General features: G+C 40.9%; 29 protein-coding genes. 12 read left to right on the top strand and 17 right to left on the bottom strand.

The window, feature by feature from the left end; genetic code table 11:
* Positions 1-36 precede the first annotated feature (36 nt).
* The 3 genes from ytrH (at position 37) to FBF75_RS10950 (ending at position 1,173) form a co-directional block, all read left to right on the top strand.
* Positions 37-378: a sporulation membrane protein YtrH gene (gene ytrH / locus FBF75_RS10960; RefSeq protein ID WP_007501717.1), complete on the top strand. Its 342-nt coding sequence runs from the start codon at positions 37-39 to the stop codon at positions 376-378.
* Positions 375-878: a sporulation membrane protein YtrI gene (gene ytrI / locus FBF75_RS10955; protein WP_007501718.1), complete on the top strand. Its 504-nt coding sequence runs from the start codon at positions 375-377 to the stop codon at positions 876-878. Before ytrH ends, ytrI begins: the two co-directional genes overlap by 4 nt.
* A 109-nt stretch (positions 879-987) precedes the next feature.
* Positions 988-1,173, top strand: a complete 186-nt coding sequence (locus FBF75_RS10950; RefSeq protein ID WP_008346082.1) for a YtzJ family protein — start codon at positions 988-990, stop codon at positions 1,171-1,173.
* A 48-nt stretch (positions 1,174-1,221) separates the two neighbouring features.
* Here the strand turns inward: FBF75_RS10950 and FBF75_RS10945 are convergent, their stop codons facing one another.
* Positions 1,222-2,163: a DHH family phosphoesterase gene (locus FBF75_RS10945; protein ID WP_025207776.1), complete on the bottom strand. Its 942-nt coding sequence runs from the start codon at positions 2,161-2,163 to the stop codon at positions 1,222-1,224.
* A 147-nt stretch (positions 2,164-2,310) separates the two neighbouring features.
* On the opposite strand from FBF75_RS10945, the gene FBF75_RS10940 reads away from it, so the two are divergent.
* Positions 2,311-2,613, top strand: coding sequence for a YtpI family protein (locus FBF75_RS10940; RefSeq protein WP_008343164.1), 303 nt, complete (start codon positions 2,311-2,313; stop codon positions 2,611-2,613).
* A gap of 202 nt (positions 2,614-2,815) precedes the next feature.
* On the opposite strand, the gene FBF75_RS10930 is transcribed toward FBF75_RS10940, so the two are convergent.
* The 14 genes from FBF75_RS10930 to sppA form a co-directional block, all read right to left on the bottom strand.
* Entirely contained in the window at positions 2,816-4,138 is a 1,323-nt protein-coding gene (locus tag FBF75_RS10930) for a CBS domain-containing protein (RefSeq protein WP_136944744.1), read from the bottom strand.
* A 144-nt stretch (positions 4,139-4,282) separates the two neighbouring features.
* Positions 4,283-4,966 carry a metal-dependent hydrolase gene (locus FBF75_RS10925; protein ID WP_039168887.1) on the bottom strand — a complete coding sequence of 228 codons (684 nt, stop codon included), beginning with the start codon at positions 4,964-4,966 and terminating at the stop codon, positions 4,283-4,285.
* Positions 4,967-5,032: 66 nt separating this feature from the next.
* On the bottom strand, positions 5,033-5,788 hold the full coding sequence (locus FBF75_RS10920; protein WP_008343153.1) for an SDR family oxidoreductase: 756 nt from the start codon (positions 5,786-5,788) through the stop codon (positions 5,033-5,035).
* Between the two features lie 95 nt (positions 5,789-5,883).
* On the bottom strand, positions 5,884-6,789 hold the full coding sequence (locus FBF75_RS10915; protein ID WP_046526485.1) for a phosphotransferase: 906 nt from the start codon (positions 6,787-6,789) through the stop codon (positions 5,884-5,886).
* 118 nt (positions 6,790-6,907) lie between these two features.
* Positions 6,908-8,281, bottom strand: coding sequence for an argininosuccinate lyase (gene argH, locus FBF75_RS10910; RefSeq protein ID WP_008343150.1), 1,374 nt, complete (start codon positions 8,279-8,281; stop codon positions 6,908-6,910).
* Entirely contained in the window at positions 8,278-9,489 is a 1,212-nt protein-coding gene (locus FBF75_RS10905) for an argininosuccinate synthase (RefSeq protein WP_008343148.1), read from the bottom strand. Before FBF75_RS10905 ends, argH begins: the two co-directional genes overlap by 4 nt.
* A 174-nt stretch (positions 9,490-9,663) precedes the next feature.
* On the bottom strand, positions 9,664-10,179 hold the full coding sequence (locus tag FBF75_RS10900; protein ID WP_024718668.1) for a MogA/MoaB family molybdenum cofactor biosynthesis protein: 516 nt from the start codon (positions 10,177-10,179) through the stop codon (positions 9,664-9,666).
* A 99-nt stretch (positions 10,180-10,278) separates the two neighbouring features.
* Positions 10,279-11,463, bottom strand: a complete 1,185-nt coding sequence (locus FBF75_RS10895) for an acetate kinase (protein ID WP_024718669.1) — start codon at positions 11,461-11,463, stop codon at positions 10,279-10,281.
* Positions 11,464-11,692: 229 nt separating this feature from the next.
* Positions 11,693-12,667 carry a class I SAM-dependent methyltransferase gene (locus FBF75_RS10890; protein WP_007501729.1) on the bottom strand — a complete coding sequence of 325 codons (975 nt, stop codon included), beginning with the start codon at positions 12,665-12,667 and terminating at the stop codon, positions 11,693-11,695.
* 88 nt (positions 12,668-12,755) lie between these two features.
* On the bottom strand, positions 12,756-13,256 hold the full coding sequence (tpx, locus tag FBF75_RS10885) for a thiol peroxidase (protein WP_007501731.1): 501 nt from the start codon (positions 13,254-13,256) through the stop codon (positions 12,756-12,758).
* A gap of 112 nt (positions 13,257-13,368) precedes the next feature.
* Positions 13,369-13,821, bottom strand: a complete 453-nt coding sequence (gene ytfJ, locus FBF75_RS10880; RefSeq protein WP_007501733.1) for a GerW family sporulation protein — start codon at positions 13,819-13,821, stop codon at positions 13,369-13,371.
* 14 nt (positions 13,822-13,835) lie between these two features.
* A complete protein-coding gene (locus tag FBF75_RS10875) occupies positions 13,836-14,543 on the bottom strand; it encodes a DUF2953 domain-containing protein (RefSeq protein WP_017367840.1) in 708 nt (235 codons plus the stop codon).
* A 100-nt stretch (positions 14,544-14,643) separates the two neighbouring features.
* Complete coding sequence (locus tag FBF75_RS10870) at positions 14,644-15,168, bottom strand: RDD family protein (RefSeq protein ID WP_008343136.1); 525 nt, start codon at positions 15,166-15,168, stop codon at positions 14,644-14,646.
* 14 nt (positions 15,169-15,182) lie between these two features.
* Complete coding sequence (gene sppA, locus FBF75_RS10865; protein ID WP_041092550.1) at positions 15,183-16,184, bottom strand: signal peptide peptidase SppA; 1,002 nt, start codon at positions 16,182-16,184, stop codon at positions 15,183-15,185.
* 447 nt (positions 16,185-16,631) lie between these two features.
* Here sppA and FBF75_RS10860 point away from each other — a divergent pair, with 447 nt between their 5' ends.
* The 8 genes from FBF75_RS10860 (at position 16,632) to FBF75_RS10825 (ending at position 25,008) form a co-directional block, all read left to right on the top strand.
* Entirely contained in the window at positions 16,632-17,435 is an 804-nt protein-coding gene (locus FBF75_RS10860; RefSeq protein ID WP_017358281.1) for an NAD kinase, read from the top strand.
* 116 nt (positions 17,436-17,551) lie between these two features.
* Positions 17,552-18,994: a DEAD/DEAH box helicase gene (locus FBF75_RS10855; protein ID WP_136944743.1), complete on the top strand. Its 1,443-nt coding sequence runs from the start codon at positions 17,552-17,554 to the stop codon at positions 18,992-18,994.
* Between the two features lie 189 nt (positions 18,995-19,183).
* Positions 19,184-20,239, top strand: coding sequence for a Delta(5) desaturase DesA (desA, locus tag FBF75_RS10850; RefSeq protein ID WP_136944742.1), 1,056 nt, complete (start codon positions 19,184-19,186; stop codon positions 20,237-20,239).
* Between the two features lie 117 nt (positions 20,240-20,356).
* Positions 20,357-21,493, top strand: coding sequence for a sensor histidine kinase (locus FBF75_RS10845; RefSeq protein WP_136944741.1), 1,137 nt, complete (start codon positions 20,357-20,359; stop codon positions 21,491-21,493).
* The gene (locus tag FBF75_RS10840) at positions 21,490-22,089 is read left to right on the top strand and encodes a response regulator transcription factor (RefSeq protein WP_035391139.1); all 600 of its coding nucleotides are present in this window, start codon (positions 21,490-21,492) and stop codon (positions 22,087-22,089) included. The genes FBF75_RS10845 and FBF75_RS10840 overlap by 4 nt, the downstream gene beginning before the upstream one ends.
* A gap of 191 nt (positions 22,090-22,280) precedes the next feature.
* Positions 22,281-23,204: an iron-hydroxamate ABC transporter substrate-binding protein gene (locus tag FBF75_RS10835; RefSeq protein WP_136944740.1), complete on the top strand. Its 924-nt coding sequence runs from the start codon at positions 22,281-22,283 to the stop codon at positions 23,202-23,204.
* 110 nt (positions 23,205-23,314) lie between these two features.
* Positions 23,315-24,004 (top strand): response regulator transcription factor, encoded by a 690-nt coding sequence (locus tag FBF75_RS10830; RefSeq protein WP_017358287.1) that lies wholly within the window; start codon positions 23,315-23,317, stop codon positions 24,002-24,004.
* Positions 24,004-25,008, top strand: a complete 1,005-nt coding sequence (locus FBF75_RS10825; protein ID WP_136944739.1) for a sensor histidine kinase — start codon at positions 24,004-24,006, stop codon at positions 25,006-25,008. Before FBF75_RS10830 ends, FBF75_RS10825 begins: the two co-directional genes overlap by 1 nt.
* Before the next feature lie 74 nt (positions 25,009-25,082).
* Here FBF75_RS10825 and FBF75_RS10820 read toward each other — a convergent pair whose 3' ends face one another.
* Both FBF75_RS10820 and FBF75_RS10815 read right to left on the bottom strand, forming a co-directional pair.
* Positions 25,083-26,327: an FtsW/RodA/SpoVE family cell cycle protein gene (locus FBF75_RS10820; RefSeq protein WP_136944738.1), complete on the bottom strand. Its 1,245-nt coding sequence runs from the start codon at positions 26,325-26,327 to the stop codon at positions 25,083-25,085.
* Positions 26,318-26,662 carry a PadR family transcriptional regulator gene (locus FBF75_RS10815; protein WP_136944737.1) on the bottom strand — a complete coding sequence of 115 codons (345 nt, stop codon included), beginning with the start codon at positions 26,660-26,662 and terminating at the stop codon, positions 26,318-26,320. Before FBF75_RS10815 ends, FBF75_RS10820 begins: the two co-directional genes overlap by 10 nt.
* Positions 26,663-26,831 lie beyond the last annotated feature (169 nt).

Genomic DNA, 26,831 nt, shown 5'->3' with positions numbered 1-26,831 from the left:
CATTCGCCATATATTGAATAGAGTGAGGTGGGAAAAATGGATGTGAAGGAAGCCTTTATTCCAAACTTTATTAGCTGTTATTTTATCGCACTAGGGGTTATTTTGGGCGGTGCTATTATAGGCGGGGTAGGTGCATATTTATCTGGTCAGCCACCGCTATCAATTATTTCAAGTCTTGCCAACCGCTTAAAAATTTGGGCACTTGTTGCGGCAATCGGTGGAACTTTTGATGCGGTCTATAGTTTTGAAAGAGGGATTTTCGAAGGGAACACACGTGATATTTTCAAGCAGATCTTGCTCATTATCTCTGCTATGGGCGGTGCGCAAACGGGGTATCTCCTGATAACGTGGCTCACTCAGGAGCATGTGTCATCATGAGGGTGCCTGAGCTGTATAAACGTCCAGGCTGGCAGCGTTTTTTTGCTGGGATGATGTTCGGCGCAATTATCAGCTGGCTGATTTTTCTCTTTACGTATGGCACCTTTCAAGAGAAACAAGTGACACTGCTCAGAAGCCAGCAGCACCATATGGACAGTCTGAAAGAACAAATCACACTCTATCGGGAAGATTTGCATAAATTAAATGAAGACAATAAGCAGCGTCTGCTTATTCAGAGCGTAGACGTTCACCTCGTCAACCGTGAGCAGTACAAAATCCCGGAGCCAGATACCTTGAAATTTGAAGATCAGGTGAAAGAAGATATCTCTGAGGTGATCACAAAGGATATTGAAAGTGTCTATAAAACAAAAGAGCTCTTAAAACGGACCGTGGAAAATAAAGAATATACGATTAGAGAAAAGGCATACCGCGCTAAAGTCACTGAACTGACCATTTATACAAAGCTATCGCTTGAAGTGCGTATTTCCTTTGCTGAATAATAGATGATGTGGAATTTTTATGAATTTCTGCACTCAATGATCGCTTTTCACTTGTTATTTTTATACACTAAAAGAAGAACGAGATGATCATAAGAAAGAGGTGAGAACAATGGAGGTTTACAGCTATCGTCAAATGGCACGAGACAAAGCAAGCCGGATTAAAGACGGCATGTGTGCTTATGCTGAGACAGAAATGATGGCCCATTTAATTAAAAAAGAATTAAAGCATCAAAATCTCCAAGCCTATGAAGATTCAACTGACATCGGCTGCTGGTTTATACCTGTATCCAAGTAACCCTTTTCTCAAAGCTCAAAAAAGAGAGGGGGACTTGAAGCCCCTCTCTCACGATGATGATTTACATACTTCTTCTAAATCACGCAAAATCTCATCTGCAACTGCCCAATCATATATGGACGCACCGGCTGCAAGCGGGTGACCTCCGCCATGATATTTTTTAGCAATGGTGTTAATGACAACGCCTTTTGAGCGGAATCTCACACGAATCTGATCGTTCTCTTCCACAAAAAAGACCCATGCCTTAATCCCTGCAATATTTCCAAGTGTCCCAACAAGCTGTGAGGCTTGCTGCGCTGTTGTTTGGAATGACTCCAAAATGTCACGTTTAATAAAAACAGAGGCTACGCCATTCTCTGATAAAGAGATATGTTGAAAAATATAGCCATTTAATTTCACCACATTCAAATCTGTCTCATACAATTGATTGAAAAGGTCTGATGATGAAAACGGATATTCGATGAGTTCACCCGCATATTTGAGTGTCTTTTTCGTTGTGTTTGGGAAAAGGAAACGGCCTGTGTCTCCTACAATGCCGGCATAAATGAGTTCTGCCGCCTTTGTATTCAGCTGATATCCTTCTTCTTTCCCCTCTAAATACAGCTCATAAATCATTTCACTGACAGAGCTTGCTTCTGTATCAACCCAAAGCAAATCACCATACGGATCTTCATTCGGATGATGATCAATTTTCATCAGCTTATCGCCCATTGAATAACGCTGATCATCAATTCTTGCTTGATTCGCAGTGTCACAGACAATGACAAGGGCACCTTTGTACACTTCATCCGGCACGTCATCTAATTCATATAAAAATGAAAGGGATGGCTCAGGGGTTCCTGTTGCATAAATATTTTTTTCTGGATAGGTGGCACGCAAGATTTCCGTAAGGCCGCACTGCGATCCATAGGCGTCTGGATCAGGTCTTACATGTCTATGAATGATGATGGTGTCATATAATGATATGGTTCTAATCAGTTCTTTTTTCATAAATACTCCTTCTTATGCGATACTCTTTTTATTATTAAATCATAATCTACCCAGACAGAAAAGTGAGGAATAGACAATTTATTCTAGTAAGCAAGCCTATTTACGTTTAAAATAGGGTTGTAACCACTTACAATGGAGGCTTGGCACATGCTTGTTTTGATTGTGTTTATTATTTGTTCTGCCATGTTTTATTTATACTACAAAGCAAAAAATGTCCGTACGAACCGGCCGGTCGAGAAGAAATTCTGGTCTGCTAAATCAAGTATGGCACTTGGCTGCTTTGTCCTGCTCTTCGGTGTGAATCAATTATTTTTAAACCGCTCGTCACTCGCATTTGTCATTGGGTTTGTTTTTGTTGCAGTTGGTATCGGCAGTACATGGGCCGGATATAAAGCCTATAAGCACTATCTTCCGCTCTTTTTAAAGGAAGGCGAAAAAGACCACGCATAATAGAGAAAGGGCTAAAATGAACTTTATTTTAGCCCTTTCTCTTCTTTTCAGCGTGTTAGAAAACCTTTGCAGCCCTAGGAAGGACGAGTACTGGCGCAGAGCGAATGTCACATTCGTGAGCACTAGCACGCAGGACTGACAAAGAATGCGAGGGTTTGTCTACACGCTGAAAGGGCGCATTCATGCCGCCCTTTTTTGCCTATTATCCTCTCTCCATCAGCTGCACCATCAACATCGCTTTGCCTACAATATTTGACTGGTGGTAAACTTCCACTTCCAGCTTTCCAAACTTGCGCCCAACTTCTAAAATATTCGGTTTGATCTGTATCGTGGATTCCATTTGAACTGGTTTTAAGAAATAGACAGAAAGACTTTCTACAATTAGTTCGCCTTTTTTATGAGACTTTAAGAAGCGGTTGGCTGATTCGATTAAAATTTGTGTAAACACACCATACGAAATATTGCCCAGCTGATTTGTCATTTGTGGTGAGACTTCATATTGGTACACCGCATCTGTTTTTGATTTTTCTGTCTCGGCTTCCTTAAATCCTCTAGACACGACATCATCCAGCTTTTCACCGACCTGCGGCTGCTTTTGAATCATTTGCAGCGCCTTCAGCACGTCCTGACGGCTAATCATCCCAATCAGCTTCGCATGATCATTTACAACTGGCAGCACCTCAATACCTTCCCACACCATCATTTGTGCAGCTGAAGCGACAGATGTTTTGCCAATAACGGTCAGCGGATTTTTTGTCATCACCTTTTCAATCGGTGTAGAACGGTCATGGCCTGCAATATCCTTTGAGGTCAAAATGCCGTGAATTTTCATTTGATCGTCTGCTACCGGGAACCTTCCGTGCCCGGTTTCATAATTCTTTTCATACCATTTCTCAAGTTTGTCTTCTGGCGATAAATAGATGGTCCGTTCTATCGGCGTTAAAATATCCTCCACAAGCACAATTTCTTTTTTAATCAACTGGTCATAAATGGCCCGGTTAATGAGAGCCGCTACGGTAAATGTATCGTAGCTTGTTGATAAAATGGGCAGCTCAAGCTCATCTGCGAGCTGAATAATTTCATCATCTGTTGAGAATCCGCCCGTGACCAGCACAGCCGCTCCCGCCTCTAATGCTTGCCGGTGAGCATTGATTCGGTTTCCGACGATCAACAGGTTGCCTGCTGCTGTGTATCGCATCATCGCATCCAGTTCCATTGCACCGATGACAAATTTATTTAACGTTTTATGTAAGCCGGCTCGTCCGCCAAGCACCTGGCCATCAATGACATTGACCACTTCCGCATATGTCAGCTTTTCAATATTTTCTTTTTTCTTCTGTTCAATTCGAATGGTACCGACTCGTTCAATGGTGCTCACGAACCCTTTATTTTCAGCATCCTTAATAGCCCGGTAAGCCGTGCCTTCACTGACTTTCATTTCTTTCGCTATACGCCGGACAGAAATTTTCTCTCCGACATCCAATGAATCAATATACGATAAAATTTGCTCATGCTTTGTCGCCAATCCCGTTCACCCTTTTTGTTTTCAGCGTTTTCATCTATATTTCATTATAAAGGCAGGAGGCTTTTAATAGCAATTTGTCTTTTACACGAGCACGATACAGGCAAAGAAAAAAGCCGGTAGGGTACCGGCTTTTCTTTCTATTGATTATATCTCGATGGATTCTCCACTGTTTAATACATGACCCACGCCGCCATGCAAGCTGTCTGCAAAGGCATGAGGATCTTGCTCAATCGGCGGGAATGTACTGTAATGAATCGGTACGACTTGTTTCGCACGAAGCCACTCTGCTGCGATTCTCGCATCGTCTGGTCCCATCGTGAAGTTATCACCTATTGGCAGGAAGGCGAGCTCAATATGATTCAGCTCCCCAATGAGTTTCATATCCGAGAAGAGAGCCGTGTCTCCAGCATGATAAATTGTTTTGCCTTCAGCAGTAAATAAAATACCGGATGGCATTCCTGTATACGTAATCGTTTTGGATTCTTCATCAATGACCGCTGAGCCATGGAACGCTTGCGTCAGCTTGACTTTACCAAATTCAAATTCACGTCCGCCGCCAATAGAAAGCGGGTGTGTTTTCACCCCTTGCCAGCCTAAATAAGTGGCAAGTTCGAATGGCGCAATCACGAGTGCGTCATTGTTTTTAGCGATTTCAATCGTGTCTCCGACGTGATCTCCATGCCCGTGCGTGAGCAAAATCACATCTGCTTTCACATCTTGCGGTTTGATCTCTGTATGCTTATTTCCATTTAAAAATGGATCAATCCAAATATGGTATCCGTTTGTTTCAATGTGTACGACTGAATGTCCATGATATGTAGCTTTCATGTAAATATATCCACCTTTCGAATTTGATCTCATTTTGTCTATTCCCTCTATAAAAAGCTGAAAAACTTAGTGCCTATGAATGACATTAAGACCACCTGTTGCTTCAATGACGGTTCCTGTAATGAGGTCTGAACGGTCATCACATAGAAATGAAATGATACGACCGATATCCTCTCCAGTACCAGACCTGCCTATTGGCGTTTCATCGTCTTTGATTTGGCGGGCTTCCTCTATTGTCGATTCTTTCATGTCTCCAACGATTTTGCCTGGACACACCATATTAGCGGTGATGCCGTTTTCGGCTTCTTCAATCGCAATGGTTTTCGTCAATGACGCAAGGCCCACTTTTGCCGCTCCGAAAGCTGATCTGTGCATCCAGCCTGGCGCATGGTCTGCTCCTTGGAAGCCATATGTGATAATCCGGCCAAAGCCTTGTTTTCTCATCATAGGGATCACCATTCGGAACAAATGGAACACTGCGGATAGGTTGCCTTCCATCATTTGATACCATTCGTCTTCAGAGTAATCCGCGAGTTTTTTTCGTTCAAAAATATAAGGTCCAGCATTATTGATCAAGGCATCAATCCGCCCAAATCGCTCTGCTGCCAGCTCGACCATGTTTTTTAAATCTTCTTTGTTTGTCACATCGCCTTGGACAAATTGAAGCTTTTCTTCGTATTCTTGCAGTTCTTCTTTCATCTGCCGGACAGCTTCATCATCACTTCGATAATTCACTGTCACAGAATACCCCATATTCAGTAAAGACTCGGTGACTTTCCTGCCAAGTCCTTTAGAACCCGCTGTTATTAATGCGTGTCGCACACAATCTCCTCCTAAAGCAAAGGTTGCAAGTTCATGTGTTTCTTTTGTTATCTTTACTTTACTATAAACCGGCTCCCTTCGCACTTTTGAACCCTTTAACAGTGAGGGGAAAACCGTATAGGGTGATTCATCCACTTTTTCATATCCCATGAACCATGGATATCGAGAAGCAGCGAAACAAACCGATAGCATTCTCTCACCTCATGAAGCTGGCGAGGAAGCGGGCAAATCTCTTCATACCCTAATTGAACCGCTTGTGCAGCTTCTTTCGTCAAAAGGTATTCGAGTGCAATCAAATCAAACGTAGCTGGTCCAAATACGACATATTCCGTATCAACTAGACTCGTCACTTGATCATCGTCTTCAATATATTGCGATGGGTCTAAATCAATTAAAATGAGACTGGCTGCATCAGGAGGACTTAGCTTTTCAAGCTTTTGCTGCACCTTTTCTGCATAATTCTGATATTCAGGCTGATCAGCGTAATAGTGGCTGATGAGTTTGGAGACAGTCTTTTTTAACAGCGCATGGAATTCTCTCAAATGTCTCTTTTCTCCCCCGTATACTGCACCGAAAAAGTTTGTTTGATATGAATGAAGATGCGCTAGTTTCCTCCCGTAATCCCTATAGAATTGTGCTGAACGGCCCTCAAAAGATGTTAAAGGGATTCCTTCTACTTTTTCCATGACATAAAAGTGTTTCCCCGCCTTCTTCACTTTACGAACAACTTTCGGAATATGAAAGGAATTCGTATGAGCCAGCTTTTCATTGATTTCATCAAGATGCTCCTGTACAGTACGGGCATCTACTCCATAAATCATGTTGATCCCATACACAAATTCACTTTCTTCTCTTGCAGTTTTAGGAGATTTCACTACATATTCCGTCTGGTCTTGTAAGGAAATCAGCCACACATCATTAGCCCGGCCGTCGTATGGTTCTCCTAACGTTTTCATTGATACGATAGGCTGATCAAACAAAGCCTGAAGCGTTTTCTTCATGAACTGTTGTCACTCCTTATTCAGCTTGACACTGGTATGCTTTCATTTTCTCCAGTGAAGATCAATCTCCTTTTTCCCATGAAAAAAACCATCCGTATAAACGAATGGTTTTGGCGAATTATGCTAGGCAGGCTTTTGCTTTTTCTAAAGCGAGCTGAATTTGTTTAAATCCAGTTCCACCTGCACTTGTTCTTTTTTCAACAGCAACATACGGATCAAGAACAGTGTAAATATCTTGTTCAAAGAGGCCGCTTGCTTCTGTAAATGTTTCAAATGGAAGGTCACTTAAATAGATGCCTTTTTGAATGCATGTATATACAAGCTTCCCAACGATTTCGTGTGCTTCACGGAATGGCATACCTTTTTTCGCAAGGTAGTCTGCCACTTCGGTCGCATTTGAGAAATCTTCTTTTGTTGCTTTTTTCATGACATCTTCGTTCACTGTCATCGTTTGAATCATACCTGTGAAGATTTGCAGGCTGCCAGCGATCGTTTTCACCGTATCAAACATGCCTTCTTTATCTTCTTGCAAGTCTTTGTTATACGTAAGCGGCAAGCCTTTCATAATCGTGAGCAGCCCCATCAGGTTGCCATATACCCGCCCTGTTTTTCCGCGGATCAATTCAGCCATATCCGGGTTTTTCTTTTGCGGCATCATGCTGCTGCCTGTTGCGTACGTGTCATCGAGCTCAATGAATTTGAATTCTTGAGAACACCATAAAATGATTTCCTCACAAAGACGTGAGAGATGCATCATCACAAGGCTGCTATTGGACAAGAACTCTAAAATGAAATCACGATCACTCACGCCATCAAGGCTGTTCTCGTAAATATGGTCAAAGCCAAGAAGCTCTGCTGTATATTCACGATCAATTGGGAATGTCGTTCCTGCTAACGCCCCGCATCCAAGTGGTGACACATTAATCCGCTTCAATGAATCTTGAAAACGCGCTTTGTCCCGTTCAAGCATCCAAAAGTAGGCGAGCATATGATGAGCAAAGGAGATAGGCTGTGCACGCTGTAAGTGCGTATATCCTGGAAAAATCGTTTCAACGTGCTGTTCAGCTTTTTCTACAAGCACTGTTTGAAAAGAAGAGATCAGCTCAATGATATGCTCTACTTGGTTATTCAAATATAAATGCATATCGGTTGCGACCTGATCATTCCGGCTTCTCGCTGTGTGCAATTTGCCGCCAAGCGGACCAATCTCATCAATGAGCATTTTTTCAAGGTTTAAATGAATGTCCTCATAATCTACTGAGAAATCGAGTTCATCCGCCTCTGCCTTTTTCATGAGCGTATTCAGTCCGTCTTTGATTGCAGCGGCCTCCTCATCGCCGATGATACCGCATTTATTCAGCATACTTGCATGGGCAAGGGAGCCGGTCAGATCTTCTTTGACTAATTGTTTGTCGAAATGAATGGATGCACCAAACTCATCGACCCATTTTTCTGGTGTTTTTTGAAATCGGCCTCCCCAAAGCTTTTTCATGCTTTAACCTGCTCCTTTTTGTTCACGATGCTGTTTACTTTTGTTGGTAAACCCCAAAGGTTAATAAATCCTACAGCTGCATCATGATCGAATTCATCTGCTTTTGTGTAAGTTGCTAGATTTTCATCATAAAGTGAATATGGTGATTTACGTCCTTCTACAATGGCATGGCCTTTAAATAGTTTCACACGTACAACACCTGTTACGTTCTTTTGCGTTTCTTGTAAGAATGCATCTAGTGCTGATTTAAGTGGTGAGAACCATAAGCCGTTGTATATTAATTCAGCCATTTTTTGTTCAACGATTGGCTTAAAGTGTGCTACTTCTTTGACAAGCGTTAAGTCTTCAAGTTCTTTGTGTGCTTTTAATAGGGTAACTGCACCTGGGCACTCATATACTTCACGAGATTTGATTCCAACAAGACGGTTTTCAACATGATCGATTCTGCCTACACCATGCTGGCCAGCAACTTCATTTAAATGAAGGATGAGATCAGATAATGAATACTGGATTCCGTCAATGGCTGTTGGTTTTCCTTTTTCAAACGTGATTTCAATGATTTCAGGTGTGTCAGGTGTTTTTTCAAGTGGATTTGTCAGATCATAAGCACCTTCTGGCGGCGCTGCCCAAGGATCTTCTAAAATACCACATTCGTTACTTCTGCCCCAAAGGTTTTGGTCAATTGAATATGGGCTGTCTAAGTTAATCGGAATTGGAATCCCGTGCTTTTGTGCATAGTCGATTTCTTCATCACGAGACCATTTCCATTCACGCACTGGTGCAAGAACTTCTAAGTCTGGATTCAATGCTTTGATTGATACTTCAAAACGAACTTGGTCGTTTCCTTTCCCTGTACATCCGTGTGCAACGGCTACGGCATTTTCTTTCTCTGCGACTTCCACTAACTTTTTGGCAATGAGCGGACGAGATAGTGCAGACACGAGTGGGTATTTCCCTTCATACATCGTGTGGGCTTGCAGTGCAGCAAGTGCAAATTCTTCAGCAAACTCTTCTTTTGCGTCGATCATGTAAGATTGAACAGCTCCGACTTGAAGTGCTTTTTGTTGAACGAATGCTAAATCTTTTCCTTCACCTACGTCCAGGCAGCAAGCAACAACTTCGTAACCTTGCTCCTGTAACCATTTAACTGCAACAGAGGTATCAAGACCTCCGGAATATGCTAATACGACTTTTTTATTTTGTGACATGATTGAAAAGCTCCTCTCGCTTGTTTTGATTCTGTGAATGTTTTTTTGCATAAAAATAAGTTTTAATTTATAAACATGCATTTAGTATGTATACACTGTAACAAGGAAAAATTGTTTTTTCAACCCCTTTATGAAAAAAACTCTGCCAAATTTTCTTGGCAGAGTCATTTTGGGCTATTTTTGATCTTTTTCAAGCTCTCGCAAGACATGAGGAAGCTCTGGAATAATGAGTTTGGTCATGGCTAACCGAACTGCTCCGGTAGAGCCTGGTGTGGCAAAAACGGCTTTTTGGTTAATCACCCCTGCCGTCGCTCTAGATAAGATAGCGGCTGATCCAATATCTTCTGTATAGCTCAGCATGCGAAAAATTTCTCCAAAGCCCGGCAGCTCTTTTGAGAAAAGAGGTGTAATGGATTCAATCGTGACGTCCCTTGCTGCAATACCAGTTCCCCCGTTTAACAAGACGGCATCAATCTTCGCTTCACTTGTTCCTTCTAAAACGGCGTCTTGAATCGCTCCAATGTGATCTTTCACAATATCGTATGCAAGAATAAGGTGCCCTTGTTCTTTGAGCAAATCAATCATCAGACGGCCGCTTTTATCTGTTTCTTTTGTCCTTGTATCACTGACGGTAATGACTTTTACATGAAGCCTCGTTTTCGCTTCGCGTTTATGTTCTTCGACGCTCATATCTTCACACCGCTCCTTTCATATTGCCTCACATTATAGCATGCTGATTTCAATAGAAAAAAGCCCTTTTCCGCTGAGGAAAAGAGCTTCAAAAGGATGTTACGCTAAACGCATAACGTCTCTTGCAATCATAACTTCTTCGTTCGTTGGAATCACGATGACTTTTACAGGAGAGTGAGGGTAGCTGATGAATGCTTCTTCGCCTCTCATGTTGTTAAGAGATGGATCCCAATATACGCCCATGAATTCTAGACCACGAAGTACACGTGCTCTCACTTCTGAGCTGTTTTCACCGATTCCAGCTGTGAAGATGATGGCATCTACACCATTCATTCTCGCTGCATAAGAACCGATGTATTTATGAATACGGCTTGCAAAAATATCTAGTGCTACTTCAGCACGGTCGTTTCCTTCTTCTGTCGCTTCTTCGATATCACGAAGGTCACTTGAAAGACCAGACACACCTAAAAGACCACTCTTCTTATTCAAAGTAGAAAGTACTTCTTCAGCTGTATGTCCTGTTTTCTCCATAATAAATGGAATAAGGGCAGGGTCAATGTTACCTGAACGTGTTCCCATTGCAACACCCGCAAGTGGTGTGAAGCCCATTGACGTATCGATTGATTTTCCGCCTTCAACTGCTGCGATACTTGCACCATTTCCAAGGTGGCAAGAAATCAAACGAAGCTCTTCAAGAGGACGGCCTAATAGCTCTGCTGCACGCTCTGTTACGAACTTATGGCTTGTCCCGTGGAATCCGTATTTACGAATACCAAAGTTTTTGTAGTAGTCGTACGGAAGGCTGTATAGGTAAGACTGCTCTGGCATTGTTTGGTGGAAAGCTGTATCGAACACAGCAATCGCTGGTACGTCAGGCAGAATTTGTTTGAATGCTTTGATTCCTACAACGTTTGCAGGATTGTGAAGTGGTGCAAGCTCTGAAAGCTGATCAATGTCTTTGATGACTTCATCTGTTAAAACAACAGAATCGCTGAATTTTTCTCCGCCGTGAACGACGCGGTGTCCTACGCCATCAATTTCATTAAAGTCTTTGATGATGTTAAATTCAATTAGTTTTTCAAGCAGCATTTTAACCGCTACTGCATGATCTGGAATATCTGTGACTTCTGTTTTCTTTTCTCCATCTACAGAAATCGTGAAGATACTGTTGTCCATTCCGATTCTTTCAACAAGACCTTTTGTTAAAACGGTTTCTTCTGGCATGTCGAACAATTGGAATTTAAGAGATGAGCTTCCTGCGTTGATTGCAATAATTTTGGACATTACTGTCGCTCCTTTTACTCAGTTGTTATATAAGGTTTCACGTTTTTTCGGTGCTATATTCAACCTGTTTGAACGGGTCTTTTATAGTTTAACGATAAGTCCGAAAAATATCTGACTTTTTCATTTAAACATTGAAAACTTTGCATTTCAAGTACACCTTCGAACTGTTACCGCTTACATCAATAAGTCGTTATTTTCTGAATAATAAAATAGCCAGACATCACTCTGGCTATTCTTTCGTTTCTTTTTCTTCTATAAACCATTGGTCTAATTTTCTCATGACGCCAACCATTGCTTCCTTCTGTGAGAAAGATGGCAGATTGGCAAATAGCATACGTTTCGGTGCTTCGAGCCCCTCTTTTTTCTTTTGCATCACAAATAAGCTTTTGGCATGCTTTTTGTCTTTGAACATAGAGACTGGCAGCTGAATTAACGCATTCATATATGCATGTTCTTTGATGAAATCCTTTAATTGTACGCTTTCTTTTCCTTCAAATAAATCGTTTGGAATGATGAAGAATAAGAAGCCGCCTTCTTTCGTGTAACGAAGACTTTGCTCAATGAATAAATAATGCGCAAAGGAATGACCTTCTTTTGCCTTTAATTCATAGTCTTTAGCGCGCTCATCGTTTGGATAAAACCCGACAGGAAGACTACATACAGCAACATCTGCTGGTGAGATAAGAAGCGGCTCAAGGCTGTCCTGGTGGAAAAGCTCTACTTCTTTTTCTTCTAAGTTCGCTTGTGCCCACGCAATTTTAATGAGCACGTCATCAATTTCAGAGGCAAAACCGCGTGTTGTTTCTGCTGTTACATTGTTGAGGACCGCAAGCAGTAAATTCCCTGTTCCTGCTGCTGGATCAAAGACAACCAGCTCTTTTTGTCCTTCTAAAAATTTATTGACCAAATAGCTGACAAACAGACCAATTGTATCAGGTGTCATCTGACGGTTTGGATGTGAAATATCCTTTTGTCCTTTTAATACGGCGAGCTGAAACGCTTTACGAATCTGCTCATGATCATAAGAGGCGAAATCTGCTTTCTCTATTAAATCTTTTAGTAAACCGTTTCGATCATTTGCCTGGAAAAAGGCTTCTCCTGCTTCTGCCAATGCTTCAATATAGGAAATGTTCTGTTCCTTTTTTAAACGAATTGAAGCTGTATCGAGCAGCTCAAAAATCGTACTTACTTGATCTTTCTGCAATGCTTTTCTCTCCTCGCTTTGTTAAAAGCTAGATGTTCTCATTGAAAAGAGCCCCAGTATGAAGCCGGAGCTCTTGTCGATGCTGCTTTTATAACAGTGATTTCGCAGCCTCAATGGCTTTTTCATAATTTGGATGATTGGTTGCTTCGCTTACGTACTCAGTGTAAACCACTTTTCCGCTTGGGTCTAATACGAAGACCGCACGCGCCAATAAACGCAATTCTTTCATATATAAACCAAACGCTTCACCAAATGACATATCTCTATGATCAGATAATGTTTCAACATTTTCAATTCCGTTTGCTCCGCACCAGCGTGCTTGTGCAAATGGTAGGTCTGCACTAATGGTATAGATATTGACCGGACCTAAACCGGCTGCCTCTTCATTGAAACGTCTTGTTTGTGCGTCACACACACCTGTATCAATAGAAGGAATCACTGAGATAATCGTCACTTTTCCTGTTAAATCAGAAAGTGAAACTTCCCCTAGTGAGTTCGTTAATACCGTGAAATCTGGAGCCTGCTCGCCTACTTTCACTTCATTTCCTACAAGCGTTACTGGGCTCCCTTTAAATGTGATCGATGCCAAAACAATTCCTCCCTTATCAAATGTATGGTTCTATCATAGTAGAGAAAGCAAAAAACTGCAAAGCCTAATCGTCCATTTTGAAAAAAAAGTTAACTGCAGGGCAGCTAACTTTTTAAAGGTCTATGTCATCTAGTTTTCGTTCTTTGTGACGATGCTCCCGTTCATCCTTCTTAAACATGTGCTGAAGACGTTCAATTGCTTGAGGAGCAGAATCCAATATTTTATCGAGCAGATGTGTGTGTTCATCCAAATGAAGCATTCGTACGCCATTTGTTCCCACAATTAAAAAGGCGATTGGTGTGATCGATACTCCCCCACCGCTTCCGCCTCCAAATGGGAGTCTCGGTTCTTTTCGTTCTTGTTCATCAGACCGTTTTTCTTTCTTTTGGTTACCGTTGAATTCACTGCCGCCGGCTGCAAATCCAAAACCAACCTTTGACACAGTGAGAATGACACTGCCGTCAGGGGTTTCGACTGGATCGCCGATGATCGTGTTCACATCAATCATTTCTTTTAAGTTTTCCATCGCTGTCTTCATCAGACCTTGGATTGGATGATCTGCCATTTTCGGGTTCCTCCTTAAACAGATGATTCATTCTTCGTTGCTTGAAGAGAGGCATTTTTTCTCGCCTTTCTCCCTTTTAACCAATGGACAAGTAATCGAATGGCTGCAAGCATAGCATGTCCAATCCGAAAATAAGCTATACATGCAAAGTGTGTCTGTGATACATTGTGCTGAAAAGCGGGAATCACTTCATAGACCGGTTTGTGCTTAAAGGTGAGATGCTCCTGCATAAAGGCAAGAAGTGCTCCTTTGACTGACCACACACCACCGGCTGCTACACCTGTTAAAGCTGCGTCATGAAAACCAATCCAGGTGGACCAGTGAAATGAGACGATTTTTATATGAATGAAGAACTTTCGCATGATCCGGTTTAGATCGACAATCTCTTTTGTAATACGCTCCATTTGATGAAGGATTTCCTTTACATCACGTTTTCCCACTTTTTTATGCATGGTTTCTTTTTCTTGACTCGGCGTTTTGGTGCTGGCCATTTTCTTTTCACGAATATCAATCGTTTGATCTTCCGTATTCACTTTCACCATCGGAATGTCTTTCTTCAGTCTGACGATTCCATATAAGGTGATGATCTTCACCGCAATATGGTCATTGTCATTTGCATGTGAATAGTCCAGTGAAATGGTCACTTTCATAAAGATCAATAAGATCACAAGGAACAAAAAAGCTGCGATCCAAACGTACAGCACTGTGCTCACTTCCTCCATAACAAATGATGCTTCCACTACGATTATGGCTCTCCTTCTGGATTTTATACCCAATCACCAAAAAAAGAGTTTGACCGGTACTCGGCCAAACTCTCTTTGATTATGCGTTTGATTCTGTTTTTTCATATAAATGTTCATGAACAACCACCGTATCTGCAAAGTAGTCATGAACCCCTTGCTTTTTCGGCGTAAACCCAACCACAGCATAGAGAACAAAAAGCGTATTAATATATCGCCCCACAATTTCTCTAAAGAAAATGACATCCCATGGCAGCTTCTTCTCCGGCTGAAGTGAGACGACTTTGATTCCAAACACCATCTTTCCAAGTGTTTGTTGGAAAATCTTCGTCATGATCGCAAAATAAAGCAGAAAGACAATTGTGGTTGTGACGGAAAATGGGGAAAACCAACCTCCACCTTTTGACCAGCCAAAGAGACTAAAGATTGGAGAAACCGTCAAATGGTTAACACCCCATACGACGAGCCAATCTAGGATAAATGCCCAAAATCTAATCCAGAAACCTGCAAAAGCCTGCGCTTCAATTGAAGTGCGCTTCGCAAGAGTCGGCCTTGATTCTCCCTCTTGGCTGCGACTTTCCGTTACTTCATCGAATGTAGAATCCATCTATGATCCCTCCTTTATTTTGAATAGAGATACATCGGTTTAGACCCATTTGAGCCAGCCAGTGTTTCTTTTAAGTTCAGAAAATCAATTTCGCTTTTAAAGAGCTTGCTTGCACTCATATTGAAAAGAGAGTTCCAGCCAAAGCTTTGTGAATAGCTGATAACCTTTGCTCCTTTTAGGCCTTTTTCATTTTTCTTCATTGCTTTTAGTGCATCTTCATAGTAACCAAGCTCATCCACTAATCCGTTCGATTTCGCCTGTGTTCCGTCATATACCCGGCCGTCAGCAATTTTCTTGACGTCCTGCTTAGACATGCCGCGTCCTTCTGAGATGACTTTCACAAAACCTTCATAAGAGTTGTCAACCATGCTTTGCATGATGTCGCGCTCATCTTTTGTCATATCACGATTTGGGGACATGATGTCTTTGAATTTTCCACTTTTAATGGTTTCATATTTGATGCCTAAATTATCTGCTAGCTTTGCATAATTCAAACTTTGCATGATGACCCCGAGAGAGCCTGTTAACGTTTCAGGTGAAGCAAAGATTTTTTTCGCTGGAGTGGATACATAATAGCCGCCAGAAGCCGCCATTGAACCCATAGAAACATAAATTGGCTTCTTCGCTTTCTTTACTTCTTCTAATTTTTTATGTATTTCAGCACTTTCATAGACACCGCCGCCAGGAGAGTTGACACGCAGCAAGACACCTTTCACAGACGCATCGTCTTTTGCTTTATCTAATTCTTTTAAGAACGCACGATGATCATATGCTTCCCCGCCTAAAAGGCTGGATGCACCGCCGTTATCTTGAATCGTGCCATTAATCTCAAGTACAGCAATTTTACTCGCACCGCTTCCATCTTCTAGTACCTTTTCTTCGATTTCGTCCCCGAATTGATAGCTCATCTTATTATCATTGAAGCTTTCATACAAGGCCGTCGTGATACTAATCACAATCGAAAAGCCAAAAACACCAAGTGCAATGATTAAGGCTACCCATCTTTTCGCATTCATTTCTTTCTCCTCCTTTTTGTCTCACTTCGTTCATACGAATACACACATGAAATGTTTCACAGGAACTGTGGTTTTTTTACATTTCATTTCAACATATGATAGCACCGATGTGAAATGACGATCAACTTTACATCTTCTATCATTTGCTCATCATGACGAAAAATTGGTTATTTTATCCTCTCCCTATATCTAATAGCTCAGACCATCTTCACAACGAAACGCCCAGACCTCTCTTTCTTCCAAAATGAGCTATTAAATTATGCTCAAAGTCAGCGTCGTCTAATCACTTACAATGACTCATTTCTTAAATGGAAGCCTCTATCATGATGAAGCGTCTTTCTAATATTTTTACTTTCATATGAAAAAAGTGTAAAATGTGAACAAGGGTTTTTATGTAAGCCCTTTACTACTCGAAATCTATTTTTGACAACAAAGGGGAGAACGTCAATGACAGACAATCGTCGCAATGTATTTTTCTTTTACAAAAAAGATCATGAATTGGATGGACACATTTCTTCTCTGGAGAAGCTCGCTACCGATCAAGGCTTTCACGTCGTAAAGCGTGCAGAAGATGCCCATATCATTGCTTCAATTGGTGGAGATGGTACATTTCTTCAAGCGGTTCGCAAAACGAACTTCCGGGATGACTGCTTGTATGTAGGGGTATCAAAAACAGAGAATTCGCACCTATACTGCGATTTTTCGTTAGAACATTTTGATCAAATGATTGATGCCATGAACACTGAACAAATTGAAGTGAGAAAATATCCGATCATCGATGTAAGCGTTGACAGTACAAACCAGTTCCATTGCTTAAACGAACTGTCGATCCGCTCTAGCATCATTAAAACATTTGTCATCGATGTGTATATAGATGATTTCCATTTTGAAACCTTTAGAGGCGACGGGATGATTATTTCCACTCCGACCGGTTCAACGGCCTACAATAAATCTGTCAACGGCGCCGTGGTGGATCCGATGCTTCCGTGTATGCAAGTAACCGAGCTGGCATCGCTGAATAACAACTCATACCGTACACTTGGAGCTCCTTTCATTTTAAGCAGTGACCGCAAGCTGACACTAAAGGTTGTTCAGGACGGTAACGACCATCCGATTATCGGTCTTGATAACGAAGCGCTAGGTACAAAACATGTCAAACAAATTGATATTGGCCTTTCTGGTAAAGTGATCAAAACGGTCAAATTAAAAGATAACTCCTATTGGGAAAAAGTAAAACGCAGATTCCTTTAATCATTGAAAAGCTCCTTGATGGGGCTTTTTTTCATGCCTTTTCATTCAAGGTCATGGTGTCTTTGAAAAGATATGGTATGATGTCACAAGTATACATGTACGAAAAGGAGAATACGATGCCATTACAACATTTTGATCAATATCCATTAAGCGATGAATTGAAACAAGCGCTAGAAGCGCTTCATTTCCATACACCTACACCCGTCCAGCACGAGACATTATCCGTTGCTTTTTCAAAGCAGGACCTCATTGTCAAATCTCAGACAGGCAGTGGCAAAACAGCAGCCTACGGTCTGCCAATTTGTGAAATGGTGGATTGGGCTGAGAATAAACCTCAAGCCCTTATCCTCGTCCCAACAAGAGAACTTGCCATGCAGGTCAAACAGGATCTGACCAGCCTCGGACGATTTAAACGAATCAAAGCGGCCGCCATTTACGGGAAAGCTCCATTTCAAGCACAAAAAATAGAGCTTGCACAAAAGAACCACATTGTGTGCGGAACACCAGGACGAATATTGGATCACCTTGAAAAAGGGACACTTTCTTTAGACAATCTGTCATTTTTCGTGTTAGATGAAGCAGATGAAATGCTCAACATGGGATTTATTGATCAAGTCTCTTCTATTATTCAGCATCTGCCGCCAAAGCGGATGTCGATGTTATTTTCAGCGACGATGTCTGATGAAATGAAGGATTTGAGTGAGCAGTTTTTACAATCGCCAAAAGTGATAGAGATTGCTCGGGAGGAAACGACGAAGCAGCAAATCACCCACACGTTGATTGAAACCGAGGAAGAAGGCAAGTTTTCATTACTTCAACGAACGATTGTCATTGAAAATCCAGATAGCTGTATCATTTTTTGCAATACGCAGGAGCGAGTGAATGAGCTGACGATGAAGCTGGATGAGTGGGATGTTCCTTGCGATAAGATTCATGGCGGGATGAAGCAGGAAGATCGCTTTGCCGTCATGGATGAATTCAAAAACGGGGAATTCCGTTATTTGATCGCAACAGATATTGCAGCCCGAGGAATTGATGTCAGTGATATGACACATGTCATTCATTACGACTTGCCATATGAAAAAGAACGCTATATTCACCGGACCGGAAGAACTGGCAGAGCGGGGAAAAGCGGAAAAACGATTGCGTTTATGACAAGGCACGGGCAGCCGCTTATTGAAGAATTAAAAGAGGAAGCTGGCATTCATTTTCAAATTCAGCCTTATCCTACAAAAGAAGAAGCAAAACAGCATGTGGCAAGCTTTGAAGAAAAAATTGAAACACCGATTCAAAAGGAAAATAAGCAGGCCGGCATAGAAAAAGATATTATGAAGCTGTATTTTAATGGCGGGAAGAAAAAGAAACTCCGGGCAGTTGATTTCGTTGGAACGATCGCCAAAATAGACGGCGTTGCGTTTGATGACATTGGGATTATTACCATTCAGGAAACAAAAACATATGTAGATATTTTAAATGGCAAAGGCCCTCTTGTGCTAAAAGCCATGCGCCACACAACGATTAAAGGCAAGCAGTTAAAAGTACATGAAGCACGTGCATAAAAAGTGAAGGCTAAGCGCCTTTACTTTTTTTATTTAAAATAAAATAAGCTTACAACCCTTGAACCATCAGCCTTTCCCGCGTCCAACATGACAAATATCATATTGAATACATGATGGGTGCTACTATGAGCATGACACCTTTCCTTCTATACTTTGAAGTAGAAAGAAACGGAAAGGACTTGAACGTTCATGACGACTTCAACCAACACACAGCAGCAAGCCACTTTAAGAAAACAAGTTGGCCAATTCTCTGGTGCTAATTCGAAAAAAAGTATCATTCAACTCTTTAATACATTCATTCCATTTTTGGGGCTTTGGTTTCTTGCCTATTATAGCCTGAACATCTCCTACCTTTTAACCCTCTTCTTTGCGGTTATTGCAGCTGGATTTTTAGTGCGCGTCTTTATTATTTTTCACGACTGCTGCCATCAATCCTTTTTTAAACAGAAGCCGCTGAATCACCTGTTCGGTTTTGTAACGGGCGTACTCACCCTTTTCCCTTATCTTCAATGGCAAAGAGATCATTCAATTCACCATGCCACAAGCAGTAATCTAGACAAACGAGGTACTGGCGACATTTGGCTCCTGACAGTCAAAGAATATCAAGAAGCATCAGCTTGGACGAAATTTCGCTACAGATTTTACCGTAATCCTTTTGTGATGTTTATTTTAGGACCGATCTTTGTTTTTCTCTTAAAAAACCGTTTCAACGTCAAAAATGCTCGTAAAAAAGAGCGCTGGAACACGTATTTCACAAACGTGAGCATCATTGCGCTAGCAACTGCAACGTGTCTTCTTTTTGGCTGGCAGGAGTTCCTGCTTGTCCAAGGTCCAATCTTCCTGATCTCAGGATCAATCGGCGTATGGCTGTTTTATGTGCAGCATACATTTGAAGATTCTTACTTTGAAGCAGATGAACATTGGAATTATGTGCAGGCAGCTGTAGAAGGCAGTTCTTTTTACAAATTGCCAAAACTTCTTCAATGGTTAACAGGCAATATCGGCTATCACCATGTTCATCATTTAAGTCCGAGGGTACCGAATTATCATTTAGAACATGCCCATGAGCACAGTGAGCCGCTTCAAAATGTGCCAACCATCACGTTAAAAACAAGTATCGAATCAATGAAATTTAGACTTTGGGATGAAGAAACGAAAGCATTCATTACCTTTAAAGAAGCACGGCAATCTAAAAAGATGCCCGCACCTGTCATTAAAGGAGACATTCTGAAGAAAAATGCATAATTGGTGCAAGCTCTTTCTTACAATAGAAGGAGCTTGTTGTATTTGCAGGATGCGCTCATCTGTTCAATTTGATAAAGTAGTGAAAAAGACTGAAAAAATGAAAAAGGTGAATCACGGATGAAAAAACAACTGAAAATTCAAAAACTGCATGGGATTTCCCCATATATTTGGGCGATTTTTTTCATCCTGCCCTTTTATTTTATCTTTAAGACCCCTTCGACTTTAGGCATTGTGATCGGCATTATTTTAAACGTCGTTTTTTTTGCGGTCTACCGTTTTGCCTTTGTCTCAAAGGGCTGGTCGTTATATGTATTCGGCCTTCTATTAATCGCCATTTCGACTGGTTATGTGATGCTCTATAGCTACATTTATTTTGCTTTTTGTATCGCCTATTTCAACGGGCATATCAAAAGAAAAGTCCCTTTCTATATCTTATACTATATTCATCTAGGGAGCGCCGCCGTAGCAGTGAACTTTAGCTTGATTTTAAAAAAGGGATGGTTTCTCACACAAATTCCGTTTGTCGTGATTACACTGATCAGCGCCATCCTCCTCCCTCTTAGCATTCGAAGCAGGAAGGAACGTGAACGGCTAGAAGAGAAATTAGAATATGCCAATGAGCGGATCGCCGATCTTGTCAAAATTGAAGAGAGACAGCGCATTGCTCGTGACCTGCATGATACACTTGGACAAAAACTCTCTCTTATCGGTTTAAAGAGTGACCTTGCCCGTAAACTCGTGTATAAAGACCCTGAACAGGCACGCGCCGAATTAAAAAGCGTCCAACAGACAGCTAGAACGTCTCTTAATGAAGTGCGGAAAATTGTTTCTTCCATGAAAGGCATTCGGATCAAAGATGAAATATTGAATATCAAGCAAATCCTTGAAGCCGCCGATATTGACATGATTTATGATGAAAAGGAAGCGCCGAAACACATCTCTCTTCTGAACGAAAACATTGTGAGCATGTGCATCAAAGAAGCCGTAACGAATGTCGTCAAACATAGCGACGCCACTGTCTGTCAAATCACCATTCATCAAAAGTCAAAGGAAGTTGTCATTACAGTTGAGGATAACGGCACATTTAAAGGCGGTGATCCATCCTCTCAAACGAAGGGACATGGCCTTTTAGGGATTAGAGAAAGATTGGAATTTGCAAATGGACGCCTGCACATTGAAACAAAAGACGGGACGAAGCTGATCATGAGCATTCCAAATGATTCAGCAGCGAAAGATAAGGAGGAAATAAAATGATTAACATCTTTATCGCAGAGGATCAGCAAATGCTGCTCGGTGCTCTTGGATCGCTTCTCGATTTAGAAGACGATATGACGGTTGTTGGAAAAGGTACAAACGGCCAGGATGCCATAGATTTTGCTAAAAAACACCCGGTCGACATTTGTTTAATGGATATTGAAATGCCCGGGAAATCTGGGCTCGATGCCGCTGAAGAACTTAAAAAGTCTGATGTGAAGATCATCATTTTAACAACCTTTGCTCGTTCTGGCTATTTTCAAAGAGCACTGAAAGCTGGCGTTAGCGGCTACATGCTGAAGGACAGCCCAAGCGAGGATTTGGCAAGTGCCATCCGAAGCGTGATGAAAGGGAAAAAGGTGTACGCCCCTGAATTAATGGAAGACTTGTACAGCGACGAAAATCCTTTAACTGAACGAGAAAAGTCGGTTCTAGAACTCGTCGCAGACGGAAAAAACACAAAAGAAATCGCCAAGGAACTCAGCATTAAAAGCGGCACTGTCCGAAACTACATATCCGTTATTTTAGATAAACTAGAAGTCAAAAACCGAATTGAAGCCATCACTCGTTCCAAAGAAAAAGGCTGGTTTAAATAAGAAAAAAGATCAGGTCATACCACTGCCTTGATCTTTTTTTCTTTCTATCATTATTCCTCTATCCACTGCTAAAATATCATTGACAACAAACCTCACTTCTATGGTATGATACTTGAGTGATAATAATTATCATTATCACTCATACAACCAAATACACGGCTGATGTGCCGATTTCAAAGGAGTCTACATTCATGAAGAAAATATTGTTCCCTCTGATGCTCATCTTCGTACTTGCGTTGAGCGCATGTGGCAATAGCAGCAACTCTTCCTCAAATAAAGGAAAAAATCAATCAACGTCATCGGACACGATTACATATCAATCTGAAAATGGACCTGTAAAGCTGCCAGCAAATCCAAAACGTGTTGTTGTTCTCGCCTCTTATACAGGAAATGTCTTGTCACTTGGTGTGAACCTTGTGGGTGTTGACTCATGGTCAAAAAAGAATCCACGTTTCAAAAAGAAATTAAAAAATGTGGAAGAAGTATCCGATGAAAATGTAGAAAAAATCATGAAGCTAAAGCCTGATGTCATCATCGGTTTAAGCGGTGCAAAAAATGTAGAAAAACTGAAAAAAATCGCCCCTACCGTTTTATTCACGTATAACAAAGTCGATTACCTTCAGCAGCATATTGAAATTGGAAAAGTCTTAAACAAAGAAAAAGAAGCAGAAGCATGGGTCAAGGATTTCAAAAAGCGCGCAGCTGAAGCTGGCAAAGAAATCAAAGCAAAAATCGGTGAAGATGCAACCGTATCTGTCTTTGAAAGCGGCACAAAAGATCTTTACGTCTTTGGAGATGCATGGGGACGCGGAACAGAAATCCTCTACCAAGCAATGAAACTAAAAATGCCGGAAAAAGTAAAAGAAAAAGCATTAAAAGCTGGTTATTATGCGGTGTCACAAGAGGTCATCCCTGAATTTGCCGGAGACTATATGATCATTAGCAAAAACAGCGAGATGGACAATTCCTATCAAAACAGTAAAATCTATAAGTCCATTCCTGCTGTGAAAAAACATCGTGTGTATGAAGCAAATGCGGAAGAGTTTTACTTTAATGACCCACTCACACTTGAATATCAATTATCATTCTTTAAAAAGCACTTTTTAGGTAAATAAACCGAAGCAAGGGATCTCTTCCCTTGCTTTTTTTGCTGTCTGCTTCTAGCGGGAGTGCCTGTTTTCCGCTACAATGATGTACAAGTAATTCAAAAAGTGTGGTGCTCGTTTTGTTTAAAATTTTGCTGATTGAGGATGATACAACCCTCTTCCAAGAAATCAAAGAACGTTTAGTCAACTGGTCTTATGATGTGTATGGGATCAACAATTTTCAACAGGTCATGCAGGAGTTCACTTCCATCCAGCCTGATTTAGTCATTATTGATATTCAGCTACCAAAGTACGATGGCTTTCATTGGTGCCGGATGATTCGGCATCATTCTAATGTGCCCATTATCTTTCTTTCCTCTCGTGATCATCCTGCTGATATGGTCATGTCGATGCAGCTTGGAGCTGATGATTTTGTACAAAAGCCCTTTCACTTTGACGTTCTCATCGCCAAAGTAAGTGCTGTTCTTCGCCGAGTCCATGATTATAATGCGGAACCAGCCAACCTAAAAGTCTGGTGCGGCGCTACCCTTGATCTTGAAAATAATACAGTGACAAATGAAAACGGTGAGATTGAATTAACAAAAAATGAGTTTTTTATTCTCAAAGAATTGATTCAGCATAAAAATCATATCGTCAAAAGGGAATCTCTCATCCAAGCTTTATGGGACGATGAACGATTCGTGAGTGACAATACACTCACTGTAAACGTCAACCGCCTTAGAAAAAAACTAGACGAAATCTCCCTTGGCACCTTCATTGAAACAAAAGTGGGTCAAGGTTATCTTGCAAAAGAAAAGGATGATCAATGATGCTGCAAGCATTTCTAAAAGAACGAAGAAGCTGGATCTTGTTCTTTCTTAGTTTGCAGCTTCTCATTCTCTTTGTTGCATATTTGGATACAACGATTCCACTCGCTTCTCTTTTTTATATCGTGCTTTTGTCTACATTACTCTTCATTGTTTTTCTTTTTTTTCGTTACGGGAAAGAAACTGCTTATTACATGCAACTGAAAGCATGGGACGAAAATATAGACCATCAAATACGTCTCAAACCCTCTTCCCCCTTTGAACAAATTGTACAGGAGGCAACGTCAGAGCAAATCGACCGATACCGCCAGATGACGGCTAAGCAAAAGACTGCGCTGGAAGAAGAAAAAGATGAACTACTCTCATGGATACATGAGGTGAAAACGCCGCTCACGGCGATGCACTTAATGATTGACCGCATAACAGAACAGCCGCTCAAATCAAATATGACATATGAATGGCTTAGAATACATTTACTCCTTGATGCACAGCTGCATCAAAGCAGGATCCAACATATTGAAAATGATTTATTTATTGAAAAACTGGATCTCCAAAACATGCTAACGAAAGAAATCAAAGCGCTCCAATCGTGGTGTATGCAAAAAGGAATTGGCTTTGACCTTTTATTAGAAGAGCGAGATGTATTAAGTGATACAAAATGGTTATCCTTTATGATCAGACAAGTGCTGACAAACGCCGTCAAGTACAGCCAATCATCTGACATTATCATCGAAAGCAAACAAATGAACGAACAAGTGGTGCTCACCATCACAGATCAAGGCAGAGGAATTGACCCAAGAGACGTGTCCCGTATTTTTGAAAAAGGCTTTACCTCCACAAGACATCACAATGACGCGGCCTCCACAGGCATGGGGCTCTATTTAACAAAAAAGGGAGCTGACGCTCTTCATATCACGATCGAGGTCAACTCCACGTTAGATCAAGGGACAACATTCACCTTTATTTTTCCGAAAAAGAATGATTTTGTCCATATTGCGAGCATGTGAACATGCAGTTCAAGAAACCCAATCTCTTCATCCAACGACGCATTGAAGAGATTGGGTGATTTTATACAGCCATATCACGCTACTTCACGGCACATTTCTCCTAGCTGTTTCCTTCTATAAATACTCATTAGCAGCCCGACTGACATCATTTCTAGAAGAATATGAGATCCCCCATAGCTCATAAAAGGCATGGAAACTCCTGATATAGGCAATAATCCAAAGTTTGTGAAAATACTTAAGATAAATTTTGCTGCAAATGTGGTTGCCAAACCAATCATTAATATTTTGCCATAAGCAGATTGAACTCGTTTCGCTGTATGAACTACTCTATAAATCAAAGTCACAAACAACATAAGAACGGCCAATCCTGCAAACCATCCGAATGAATAAATGATATACGTCAACATCCAATCAGTGTGAACATCATACAATGCGTACGGATTTATCTGAAAACCATTTGAGCTAAATTCATGAAGTGAGTATTGGTAAAAGTGGGCCATATCAGCTTGATACAGAGAAAATAATTGAACAATGAGATAGACAATACCTGCTGCTGTAAACGGAATAAGCTGTCTCATTCTTGCATGAGATACATACATCATCGTTATGCATATGATCATAAAGGTGATGGTTGCAGAAAGAGATCCGACTATATGTAATAAAATAATGGGTAAAGTGACAATCGCTAACCCTAGCCAGGACTTGAAACCTTTCTCCCAATTCCAAGATTGATAAATGCCAGCTAACGAAATAATCATCAGAAATGGAAAAATTTCAGTCAGATTGATCGATCCATTATTTAAGCTTAAAAAGAGAATACCGTTCACTCTTGTCCCAATCATCATTGTAAGAATTAGCATTCCAATCGTTCCTATGTATAAATGCCATGAATAGGGTAAAAAGCGCCGATAATCAAAAGCAAACAGCCCAAGCATCAACGCAAGACCAAATACATAGTAAATGAGACTTTTATAAAAGATATTCGTGTCTTGAAAATGCAGTAAATGAGAATGAAACTGAAAATAATACATCACAAACAGCCCAAATAAACAAGTAGCTAATACAAGAAGTATCGTTTTAAAGTCCACTTGAGTTTTGTGTGTTTCATGGAGTTGCATTCCGAGTATGGCTGCATCTCCAATTTGATCGAGCGCTTGATCTACCGCCTCTTCTTCTGACATGCCCGCACTGACCGCTTCCTCTTTCAGTGTGTATAAATGATCACGAAGCTCAAGCTTTATACTTGAATGTACGTCTTTATTTTTGATTCGTTTACACACATTTTTGATATATTGTTCAAATTTTTTCTCTAATCCCATACGACTTTCTCCCCGTTCAAAACGCCATCTACTGCACCTTTGAAGACGGTCCATTCTTCCTTCTTTTCCTTCATAAACACTTTGCCCTGTTCATTAATCTTGTAATACTTCCTTTTTCGATTGCCATTCCCTTCACCCCAGTAAGACACAATGAATCCTTTCCCCTCCAAAGTGTGCAAAATAGGATATATCGTCCCCTCTTTAAAGCTAAAAATTCCTTCGGATTTCGACTCCAATTCCTTAATCATTTCATATCCATACATCGGCTTTTCATTTAACAAGCTTAAAATAAGGGTAGCAGTACTCCCCTTTAGAAGCTCTTTACTCACTTTCATCCATGGTCACCCCTAATACATAGATATACTATGCATATATTTGATATGCATATCTTACATGAAATCAAATACTCTGTAAAGGTTCATCAGAAAAAAACAAGAAATTTGATACATCATAGCGAAAAACAGATAAAATAATTGAATAACAATCTGAATTCTACATAAGGCT

This window comes from Bacillus sp. S2(2019) (assembly GCF_005144805.1).
GTDB lineage: Bacteria > Bacillota > Bacilli > Bacillales > Bacillaceae > Bacillus > Bacillus altitudinis.
The sequence above is the reverse complement of the archived record's forward strand: the minus strand, read 5'-3'. Positions and strand labels throughout refer to the sequence as shown.

Excerpts from the sequence above, each read along its gene's own strand:
- ytrH (WP_007501717.1), top strand. The coding sequence starts at position 37 with ATGGATGTGAAGGAAGCCTTTATTCCAAACTTTATTAGCTGTTATTTT.
- ytrI (WP_007501718.1), top strand. The coding sequence starts at position 375 with ATGAGGGTGCCTGAGCTGTATAAACGTCCAGGCTGGCAGCGTTTTTTT.
- FBF75_RS10950 (WP_008346082.1), top strand. The coding sequence starts at position 988 with ATGGAGGTTTACAGCTATCGTCAAATGGCACGAGACAAAGCAAGCCGG.
- FBF75_RS10945 (WP_025207776.1), bottom strand. The coding sequence starts at position 2,163 with ATGAAAAAAGAACTGATTAGAACCATATCATTATATGACACCATCATC.
- FBF75_RS10940 (WP_008343164.1), top strand. The coding sequence starts at position 2,311 with ATGCTTGTTTTGATTGTGTTTATTATTTGTTCTGCCATGTTTTATTTA.
- FBF75_RS10925 (WP_039168887.1), bottom strand. The coding sequence starts at position 4,966 with ATGAAAGCTACATATCATGGACATTCAGTCGTACACATTGAAACAAAC.
- FBF75_RS10915 (WP_046526485.1), bottom strand. The coding sequence starts at position 6,789 with ATGAAGAAAACGCTTCAGGCTTTGTTTGATCAGCCTATCGTATCAATG.
- argH (WP_008343150.1), bottom strand. The coding sequence starts at position 8,281 with ATGAAAAAGCTTTGGGGAGGCCGATTTCAAAAAACACCAGAAAAATGG.
- FBF75_RS10905 (WP_008343148.1), bottom strand. The coding sequence starts at position 9,489 with ATGTCACAAAATAAAAAAGTCGTATTAGCATATTCCGGAGGTCTTGAT.
- FBF75_RS10900 (WP_024718668.1), bottom strand. The coding sequence starts at position 10,179 with ATGAGCGTCGAAGAACATAAACGCGAAGCGAAAACGAGGCTTCATGTA.
- FBF75_RS10895 (WP_024718669.1), bottom strand. The coding sequence starts at position 11,463 with ATGTCCAAAATTATTGCAATCAACGCAGGAAGCTCATCTCTTAAATTC.
- ytfJ (WP_007501733.1), bottom strand. The coding sequence starts at position 13,821 with ATGGCAGATCATCCAATCCAAGGTCTGATGAAGACAGCGATGGAAAAC.
- FBF75_RS10875 (WP_017367840.1), bottom strand. The coding sequence starts at position 14,543 with ATGGAGGAAGTGAGCACAGTGCTGTACGTTTGGATCGCAGCTTTTTTG.
- FBF75_RS10870 (WP_008343136.1), bottom strand. The coding sequence starts at position 15,168 with ATGGATTCTACATTCGATGAAGTAACGGAAAGTCGCAGCCAAGAGGGA.
- sppA (WP_041092550.1), bottom strand. The coding sequence starts at position 16,184 with ATGAATGCGAAAAGATGGGTAGCCTTAATCATTGCACTTGGTGTTTTT.
- FBF75_RS10860 (WP_017358281.1), top strand. The coding sequence starts at position 16,632 with ATGACAGACAATCGTCGCAATGTATTTTTCTTTTACAAAAAAGATCAT.
- FBF75_RS10855 (WP_136944743.1), top strand. The coding sequence starts at position 17,552 with ATGCCATTACAACATTTTGATCAATATCCATTAAGCGATGAATTGAAA.
- desA (WP_136944742.1), top strand. The coding sequence starts at position 19,184 with ATGACGACTTCAACCAACACACAGCAGCAAGCCACTTTAAGAAAACAA.
- FBF75_RS10845 (WP_136944741.1), top strand. The coding sequence starts at position 20,357 with ATGAAAAAACAACTGAAAATTCAAAAACTGCATGGGATTTCCCCATAT.
- FBF75_RS10840 (WP_035391139.1), top strand. The coding sequence starts at position 21,490 with ATGATTAACATCTTTATCGCAGAGGATCAGCAAATGCTGCTCGGTGCT.
- FBF75_RS10835 (WP_136944740.1), top strand. The coding sequence starts at position 22,281 with ATGAAGAAAATATTGTTCCCTCTGATGCTCATCTTCGTACTTGCGTTG.
- FBF75_RS10825 (WP_136944739.1), top strand. The coding sequence starts at position 24,004 with ATGCTGCAAGCATTTCTAAAAGAACGAAGAAGCTGGATCTTGTTCTTT.
- FBF75_RS10820 (WP_136944738.1), bottom strand. The coding sequence starts at position 26,327 with ATGGGATTAGAGAAAAAATTTGAACAATATATCAAAAATGTGTGTAAA.
- FBF75_RS10815 (WP_136944737.1), bottom strand. The coding sequence starts at position 26,662 with ATGAAAGTGAGTAAAGAGCTTCTAAAGGGGAGTACTGCTACCCTTATT.